Below are 7,835 nucleotides of genomic sequence, written 5' to 3'. Positions count from 1 at the left end.
CTGCTGATCTTCAACTCGCTCGGCACGCCGTCGAACTCGGCGATCCAGAAATACATGAACTCCAAGAAAGTACCGCAGCTGTTCGTCGCCACCGGCGCCACCAAGTGGAACGACCCGAAGGACTTTCCCTGGACCATGGGCTGGCAGCCCAACTACCAGAGCGAGACCCAGATCTACGCCAAGTACATCCTGAAGAACATGCCGAACGCCAAGATCGCGGTGCTCTACCAGAATGACGATTACGGCAAGGACTACCTGAAGGGCCTGAAGGACGGGCTTGGCCAGAAGGCCGCCAGCATGATCGTTGCAGAAGAAAGCTTCGAGACCTCCCAGCCGACCATCGACAGCAACATCGTCAAGCTGAAGGCGAGCAACGCCGACGTCTTCATCGACATCGCAACGCCGAAATTCGCGGCGCAGGCGATCAAGAAGGTCGCCGAGATCGGCTGGAAGCCGACCCACTTCCTCAACAACGTGTCGGCCTCGGTCGGCAGCGTGATCAAGCCGGCCGGCTTCGAGAACGCGCAGGACATCATCTCCGCCGCCTACCTGAAGGACGCTTCCGACAAGCAATGGGACAATGACCCCGGCATGAAGGAGTTCTACGCCTTCATGGCCAAGGACTTCCCTGAAGGCGACAAGCTCGACGGCGGCACCGTGGTCGGCTTCGGCGTGGCGCAGACGCTGGTCCAGGTGCTGAAGCAATGCGGCGACAACCTCACCCGCGAGAACATCATGAAGCAGGCCGCAAGCCTGAAGGACTTCCGCACCGAGGTGCTGCTGCCTGGCGTCAAGATCAACACCGCGGCAAACGATTTCGCGCCGATCAGTCAGCTGCAGCTGATGAAGTTCAAGGGCGAGAAATGGGAACTGTTCGGCGAGGTCATCAGCGCCGACGTCGGCGGCTGATTTCCCGCCGCCCCTCGACCGGGAAAGGCCCCCCTGCGATACCGTCGCAGGGGGCTTTTTGTTGGCGCGTTTTCGGGCGAAGCGGGTACCGGTTCGCGCGAAGAAAACGCGTCGGAAACCGGAGTTTATAGCCATAGCCTGCTCGCAGGCCGGCCCGGGCAATGCCTGCTTACACTTTGCCCGGCAATACGCTAGGTAAACCGGCAAGAACCCCGACAAGAAACCGACGCCCTTGCGCGGCGGCAACAACAAGGAGATTTCGGGAAATGCCGATGCCGATCCGACACCGTGTCGCAACCGCCCTGCTCGGCCTCGCCGTCGCCGCCGCGACCGGCAATGCCGCATGGGCGCAGAAGAAATACGACACCGGTGCGAGCGACACCGAGATCAAGATCGGCAACATCGTGCCCTATAGCGGCCCGGCCTCGGCCTATGGCGTGGTCGGCAAGGCGATGGCCGCGGTGTTCAAGAAGGTCAACGACGACGGCGGCATCAACGGGCGCAAGATTACTTTCGTCTCCTACGACGACGCCTACTCGCCGCCGAAGGCCGTCGAGCAGGCCCGCAAGCTGGTCGAGAGCGACGAGGTGCTGTTCCTGTTCGGCACGCTCGGCACCGCCTCCAACACCGCGATCCAGAAATATCTCAACGCCAAGAAGGTGCCGCAGCTGTTCGTCGCCACCGGCGCGACCAAGTGGAACGATCCGAAGGCCTTCCCCTGGACCATGGGCTGGCTGCCCAGCTATCAGAGCGAGTCGCGGATCTACGCGAAATATCTGCTCAAGGAAAAGCCCGGCACCAAGGTCGCGGTGCTCTACCAGAACGACGACATGGGCAAGGACTACCTCAAGGGGCTGGAAGACGGCTTCGCCAGCGACCCCGCGCGCGTCGTCGCCAAGGAGAGCTATGAAGTCGCCGAGCCGACGATCGATTCCCATGTGGTGCGGCTGAAATCCTCCAATCCCGACGTCATCGTCTTCTTCACCACGCCGAAATTCGGCGCGCAGGCGATCAAGAAGCTCGGCGAGATGAACTGGAAGCCGGTGACCATCGTCTCGAACGTCTCGGCCTCCACCGCGACCGTGATGCGTCCGGCCGGCCTCGACAATGCGCAGGGCGTGATCTCGGCCGCCTACGCCAAGGACGCCAGCGATCCGCAATGGAAGGACGACGCCGGCATGAAGGCGTTCGACGACCTGCTCGCCAAATACATGCCCGACACCAACCGCGTCGATGCCTCGGCGATGACCGGCTACAACATGGCGACCACGATGGTCGAGGTGCTGCGCCGCTGCGGTGACGACCTCACCCGCGCCAATGTGATGAAGCAGGCGGCGAGCCTGAAGCAATTCGCGCAGGGCGGCCTGCTGCCCGGCGTGACGCTGTCGACCGGGCCTGCCGACTTCCAGCCGATCGAACAGCTCCAGCTGATGCAGTTCAAGGGCGAGCGCTGGCAATTGTTCGGCGACGTCATCAGCGGCGAAGTCGGCGGAAACTGACCGCGTTACATAAGGCACAACCATGACCGACCGTCGTCCTTTCCTGCGTTCGATCTTCGATGCCGCGGTGGCGGCTGCGCATCCCGATGTCGTGCTGGCGCCGCGGCTGCGGCCGGTGCCGAAGGGACGGGTGATCTGTCTCTGCGCAGGCAAGGGCGCCGCGGCGATGGCCGCGGCGGCCGAGCGGCATTATCTCGACGCGCTCGAGCTCGATCCGTCGCGGCTGGTCGGCATCGCCACCACCCGCCACGGCCATGGCGTGCCGACCCGCCGCATCAAGGTGGTCGAAGCCGGCCACCCGGTGCCCGACGAGGCCGGGCTCAAAGCGGCGGACGACACGCTGCGGCTCGCCGCGACAGCGACCCCGGACGATTTCCTGCTGGTGCTGCTGACCGGCGGCGGTTCGGCGAACTGGATCGCGCCGGTCGAGGGCGTGAGCTTTGCCCAGAAGCAGCAGGTCAACCGCGCGCTGCTGCGCTCCGGCGCACCGATCGGCGAGATGAACACCGTGCGCAAACATCTCTCGCGTATCAAGGGCGGACGGCTGGCGCGCGCCGGTCAGCATGCCGCCGAGATCGTCACGCTGGCGATATCAGACGTGCCGCATGACGATCCCTCCGCGATCGCCTCGGGTCCAACGGTGCCGGATCCGACCACGCTGGCGGATGCCCGCGCGCTGGTCGCCAGATACAATCTCTCCATCGACGACGCGGTCCGTCGCGCGCTCGACGATCCCGCGAACGAAAGCTGCAAGCCCGGCGATGCCGCCTTCGCGCGGGCGACATTCGAACTGCTGGCAAAGCCGAAGGCCTCGATCGACGCCGCGGTGAAGGTCGCGCGGGACGCCGGCTATGAGACCATCGCGCTCGGCGCCGATCTCGAAGGCGAGGCCCGCGACGTCGCGGCCGAGCACGCGCGGCTTGCGCTGAAGGCGCGCAGCGAAGGCAAGCGGGTTGCGGTCATCTCCGGCGGCGAGCTCACGGTGACGGTGCGCGGCAACGGCCGCGGCGGCCCCAACCAGGAATACGCGCTGGCGCTGGCCGGCCTGCTGAAGGATACGCCCGACGTCTCGGCGCTGGCCGCCGATACCGACGGCGCCGACGGCGGCGCCGGCAGCGCGACCGACCCGGCCGGCGCAGTGATCGACCAGGCGACATTCGCGAAGATGAAATCGATCGGCCTCGATCCGAAGGCCTATCTCGAGAACAACGATGCCACCGGCTTCTTCGCGCAGACCGGGGATTTGCTGCTGACCGGGCCGACACTGACGAATGTCAACGATGTGCGGGTGATCCTGGTGGATTGATCCACCTTCGTCATTCCGGGGCGCGCGTCAGCGCGAACCCGGAATCTAAAGCATGATCCGGAAAAGTGCGAAGCGGTTTTCCGAAAAGATCATGCTCAAACAAGGAGCTAAAGCGCGACGACGATTCAACCTAATCTCATCGCGCTTTAGAGATTGTCGCGCGAGATTCCGGGTTCGTCGCTACGCGACGCGCCGGAATGACAAGAGCGTCAAAACTCCTGCGCAAGCTTCGCCAGCATCTCCAGCAGCGCGGCGTGGTTAGCCGGACCGAGCACCTCGATCAGCCGCGCCTCGTGCTTGTTGGCGACCAGCTTCTTGGCGCGCGCCAGCACGGCGCGGCCCTTGTCGGTCAGGACGAGGATGTGGGAACGGCGGTCGTTGGTGGAGCGCATCCGCGCGCAAAGGTCGCGGCTCTCCAGCGCGTCGAGCATCGCAACGAAATTCGGCCTGAGGATGCCGAGTGTGTTGGCGATCTCGGTCTGGTTGCGGCCCGGATTCTTGTCGAGCAGAAGCAGCACCGAGAACTGTGCCGGCGTCAGCTGCAGCGGCGCGACGCAGCGCAGGAAGTCCTCGAATACCCTGAGCTGCGCGCGCTTCAACGAATAGCCGAGCAATCCGGACAGTTCGCCCAGTTGCAGCATGCTGTCGTCCCCGGCAGAGTCGGCCGGTTCCCTGCGCAGGGCGCGCGACGAACGGAGGGCATCGGTGGCGGTCTTGGAAACAGTCATCGCTCCAGGCTCGCAATCCCGGTACAAGAATCCCGCACGACACTCGGGGACCTTGAGATTATATCTAATAATTGTTATGGACTATATCAAATGTCGGCACCTTTCAACAGCCGATATCGGCCGACCTGACCGGCACGACCGGTTGAGGCGGTCCGACGCTTGAGGGGGAGCGCTCGGCCTTGAACACAACGATCATGCTGTTCCTGCTGCAGGACGGCATCACCAATGGCGCGATCTACGCACTGCTTGGGCTGGCCCTGGTGCTGGTGTTCGCGGTCACGCGGGTGATCCTGATCCCGCAGGGCGAATTCGTCACCTACGGCGCGCTGAGCTACGCCATGCTGGCGACCGGCCAGGTGCCCGGCACCGCACGGCTTGCGGTCGCGATGGGCCTCGTCGCCTTCGCCCTCGACCTGTTCTTCGCCCGCAACGCGCTGCATGCGCGGCTGGTGATCCACTCGGTCGCGCTCAACATCGCCTTTCCCGTCGCGCTGCTCGGCCTGATTTACGCGCTGGTCGGTCCCGGCACGCCGATCGCCGTCAACATCGCGCTCGCGCTCCTGATCGTGGCGGCGATCGGGCTGTTCCTCTACCGCATCGCGTTCCAGCCGATCGCGCACACCTCCGTGCTGGTGCTGCTGATCGCCTCGGTCGGCTGCCATCTGGCGCTGCAGGGCCTCGGCCTGGTGTTCTTCGGCGCCGAAGGCCTGCGCGCGCCTGCGCTGTCGAATGCCGCAGTAACCGCCGGCCCGCTGCGCTTCACCGGCCAAAGCCTTGCGGTCTACGGCCTGACGATCGGCTTCATCGTCGCCCTGTGGCTGTTCTTCGGCTACACCAAGACCGGCAAGGCGCTGCGCGCCACCGCGGTCAACCGCCTCGGCGCCCGCCTGGTCGGCATCCGCACCACGCTGTCCGGCCAGATCGCATTCCTGCTCGCCTCCGTCATCGGCGCGATCTCCGGCATCCTGATCGTGCCGATCACGACGCTCTATTACGACACCGGCTTCCTGATCGGCCTGAAGGGCTTCATCGCCGCCATCATCGGCGGCCTGGTCAGCTATCCCCTGACCGCGGTCGCCGCCATCGTGGTCGGCATCGTCGAGGCCTTCTCGTCGTTCTACGCCAGCAATTTCAAGGAAGTCATCGTGTTCACGCTGATCCTCCCCGTGCTCGTGTTGCGCTCGCTCGCGGCGCCCGAGGTCGAAGAAGAGAAGGATTGAGCGCGATGACGCAGCGCCTTCCCCTCATCATCTTCGCGCTCGTGATGGCGGTGATTCCGCTTGTCCCGGGCATCCCGCCGTTCTGGATCGTGCTGCTCGACAATATCGGCCTCGCCGCGCTGGTCGCGATGGGCCTCGTGCTGCTCACCGGCGTCGGCGGCCTGACCTCGTTCGGCCAGGCCGCGTTCTGCGGGTTCGGCGCCTACACCACGGCGGTGCTGACCACCGCCTACGGCGTCTCGCCCTGGCTGACGCTGCCGGCTTCGCTCTTGGTCAGCGGCATCGCCGCCGTGCTGCTCGGCATCGTCACGGTGCGGCTATCCGGCCATTATCTGCCGCTCGGCACCATCGCCTGGGGCATCGGGCTGTTCTATCTGTTCAGCAAGCTCGAATTCCTCGGCCGCAACGACGGCATCTCCGGCATTCCGCCGCTCTCGGTCGGCTCGTTCAAGATGCTGAGCCCGGATGCGATCTATTATGCGATCTGGGTCGCGGTGCTGCTGTCCGCGCTACTCACCATGAACCTCTTGGACTCCCGCACCGGGCGCGCGATCCGCGCGTTGCGGCGCGGCCATGTCGCCGCCGAAGCGTTCGGCGTGCAGACGCCGCGCGCGAAGCTGTTGGTGTTCATCTATGCCGCGGTGCTGGCCGGCCTGTCCGGCTGGCTCTATGCGCATTTCCAGCGCGCCGCCAACCCGACGCCGTTCGGCGCGCAGGCCGGCATCGAGTATCTGTTCATCGCCGTGGTCGGCGGCGCCGGTTACGTCTGGGGCGGCGTGCTCGGCGCCGGCATCGTCGTGATCCTCAAGGAGGTGTTGCAGAGCTACCTGCCCTACATCTTCGGCGGCCAGAGCCAACTCGAGACCATCGTGTTCGGCATCATGCTGGTGCTGCTGCTGCAGCTCGCACCTCAGGGTGTCTGGCCCTGGCTGATGTCGCGGCTGCCGTTCAAGCCCGCCCGCAAGACCCCGGACACGTCCGTGAACCTGGAGCACCGCGAACGGGCGCCAGGAACGTCTCCGATCCTTCTGCACATCGACAGGGCGCGCAAGCAGTTCGGCGGCGTGCTCGCGGTCAACGACGTCTCGTTCGACGTCAACGCTGGCGAGATCGTCGCGCTGATCGGCCCAAACGGCGCCGGCAAGAGCACGACCTTCAATTTGATCACCGGCGTCCTGACCGCAACCAGCGGCAAGATCTCCGTGCTCGGCAACGAGGTCGCGAACGCTCCGCCGCAGGAGGTGGTCAAGCTCGGCGTTTCCAGGACTTTTCAGCACGTCAAGCTGGTGCCCGACATGACCGTGCTGGAGAACGTCGCGATCGGCACGCATCTGCGCGGCAATTCCGGCGCGATCTCCAGCATGCTGCGGCTAGACCGCGCTGATGAGGCGAGGCTGCTGGCGGAAGCCGCGCGGCAGATCGCGCGCGTCGGCCTGTCGGACCAGATCGACCAGCTCGCGGGCTCGCTGTCGCTCGGGCAGCAACGCATCGTCGAGATCGCCCGCGCGCTGTGCGTCGATCCGATGCTGCTGCTGCTCGATGAGCCGGCCGCCGGCCTGCGCCACATGGAGAAGCAGCGGCTCGCCGCGCTGCTCCGGCAATTGCGCGACGGCGGCATGTCGGTGCTCTTGGTCGAGCACGACATGGGGTTCGTGATGGATCTCGCCGACCGCATCGTGGTGCTGGATTTCGGCACCAAGATCGCCGAGGGCACGCCGGCCGCGATCAAGCGCAATCCCGACGTGATCAAGGCCTATCTCGGAGCCGCCGCATGAGTGCGCTGCTATCGGTGACCGACGTCCACATCTCCTACGGCAAGGTCGAGGCGGTGCGCGGCGTTTCGCTCGACGTCGCCCAGAACGAGATCGTCACCATCATCGGTGCCAACGGCGCCGGCAAGACCACCTTGCTCAACGCCATCATGGGCGTGCTGCCGCTGAAGGGTCGCACCAGCTTCGCCGGCGTCGACATGGCGCCGCTCGATATCGAGGACCGCGTCGCCACCGGCCTCAGCCTGGTGCCCGAGCATCGCGAATTGTTCGGCACCATGAATGTCGAGGACAATCTCGAGCTCGGCGCGTTCCGGATTGCGAAGGCGGTCGCGGCGGCCTCGCTGGAGCGGGTCTACACGCTGTTTCCGCGGCTCAAGGAGCGGCGCAAGCAGCTTGCCGGA

Annotated in this window: 7 protein-coding genes; 6 read left to right on the top strand and 1 reads right to left on the bottom strand. The window is 65.3% G+C overall.

Annotated elements, in window-relative coordinates:
- From AKL29_RS01720 to AKL29_RS01710, 3 genes are all read left to right on the top strand, one after another.
- A partial coding sequence (locus tag AKL29_RS01720) for an ABC transporter substrate-binding protein (RefSeq protein ID WP_244481672.1) occupies positions 1-909 on the top strand: 909 nt, incomplete at its 5' end.
- A 266-nt stretch (positions 910-1,175) separates the two neighbouring features.
- A complete protein-coding gene (locus AKL29_RS01715) occupies positions 1,176-2,408 on the top strand; it encodes an ABC transporter substrate-binding protein (protein ID WP_050382626.1) in 1,233 nt (410 codons plus the stop codon).
- 22 nt (positions 2,409-2,430) lie between these two features.
- On the top strand, positions 2,431-3,714 hold the full coding sequence (locus AKL29_RS01710) for a glycerate kinase type-2 family protein (protein WP_050382624.1): 1,284 nt from the start codon (positions 2,431-2,433) through the stop codon (positions 3,712-3,714).
- Between the two features lie 209 nt (positions 3,715-3,923).
- Here AKL29_RS01710 and AKL29_RS01705 read toward each other — a convergent pair whose 3' ends face one another.
- Complete coding sequence (locus tag AKL29_RS01705) at positions 3,924-4,442, bottom strand: MarR family winged helix-turn-helix transcriptional regulator (protein WP_028336531.1); 519 nt, start codon at positions 4,440-4,442, stop codon at positions 3,924-3,926.
- A 179-nt stretch (positions 4,443-4,621) separates the two neighbouring features.
- Here AKL29_RS01705 and AKL29_RS01700 point away from each other — a divergent pair, with 179 nt between their 5' ends.
- The 3 genes from AKL29_RS01700 to AKL29_RS44150 all read left to right on the top strand — a co-directional run.
- On the top strand, positions 4,622-5,662 hold the full coding sequence (locus tag AKL29_RS01700; protein WP_050382622.1) for a branched-chain amino acid ABC transporter permease: 1,041 nt from the start codon (positions 4,622-4,624) through the stop codon (positions 5,660-5,662).
- A 5-nt stretch (positions 5,663-5,667) separates the two neighbouring features.
- Positions 5,668-7,437 (top strand): branched-chain amino acid ABC transporter ATP-binding protein/permease, encoded by a 1,770-nt coding sequence (locus tag AKL29_RS01695; RefSeq protein ID WP_050382619.1) that lies wholly within the window; start codon positions 5,668-5,670, stop codon positions 7,435-7,437.
- The coding region (locus AKL29_RS44150) for an ATP-binding cassette domain-containing protein (RefSeq protein WP_244481671.1) at positions 7,434-7,835 on the top strand (402 nt) is incomplete at its 3' end. The genes AKL29_RS01695 and AKL29_RS44150, both read left to right, overlap by 4 nt.

Origin of the sequence: Bradyrhizobium pachyrhizi (assembly GCF_001189245.1) — a bacterium.
GTDB lineage: Bacteria > Pseudomonadota > Alphaproteobacteria > Rhizobiales > Xanthobacteraceae > Bradyrhizobium > Bradyrhizobium pachyrhizi.
This window is presented reverse-complemented; position numbering and strand designations above follow the sequence as displayed.

Bases quoted from the DNA above. Each gene is read 5' to 3' on its own strand.
- AKL29_RS01715 (WP_050382626.1), top strand. From the start codon at position 1,176: ATGCCGATGCCGATCCGACACCGTGTCGCAACCGCCCTGCTCGGCCTC.
- AKL29_RS01695 (WP_050382619.1), top strand. From the start codon at position 5,668: ATGACGCAGCGCCTTCCCCTCATCATCTTCGCGCTCGTGATGGCGGTG.
- AKL29_RS01705 (WP_028336531.1), bottom strand. From the start codon at position 4,442: ATGACTGTTTCCAAGACCGCCACCGATGCCCTCCGTTCGTCGCGCGCC.
- AKL29_RS01710 (WP_050382624.1), top strand. From the start codon at position 2,431: ATGACCGACCGTCGTCCTTTCCTGCGTTCGATCTTCGATGCCGCGGTG.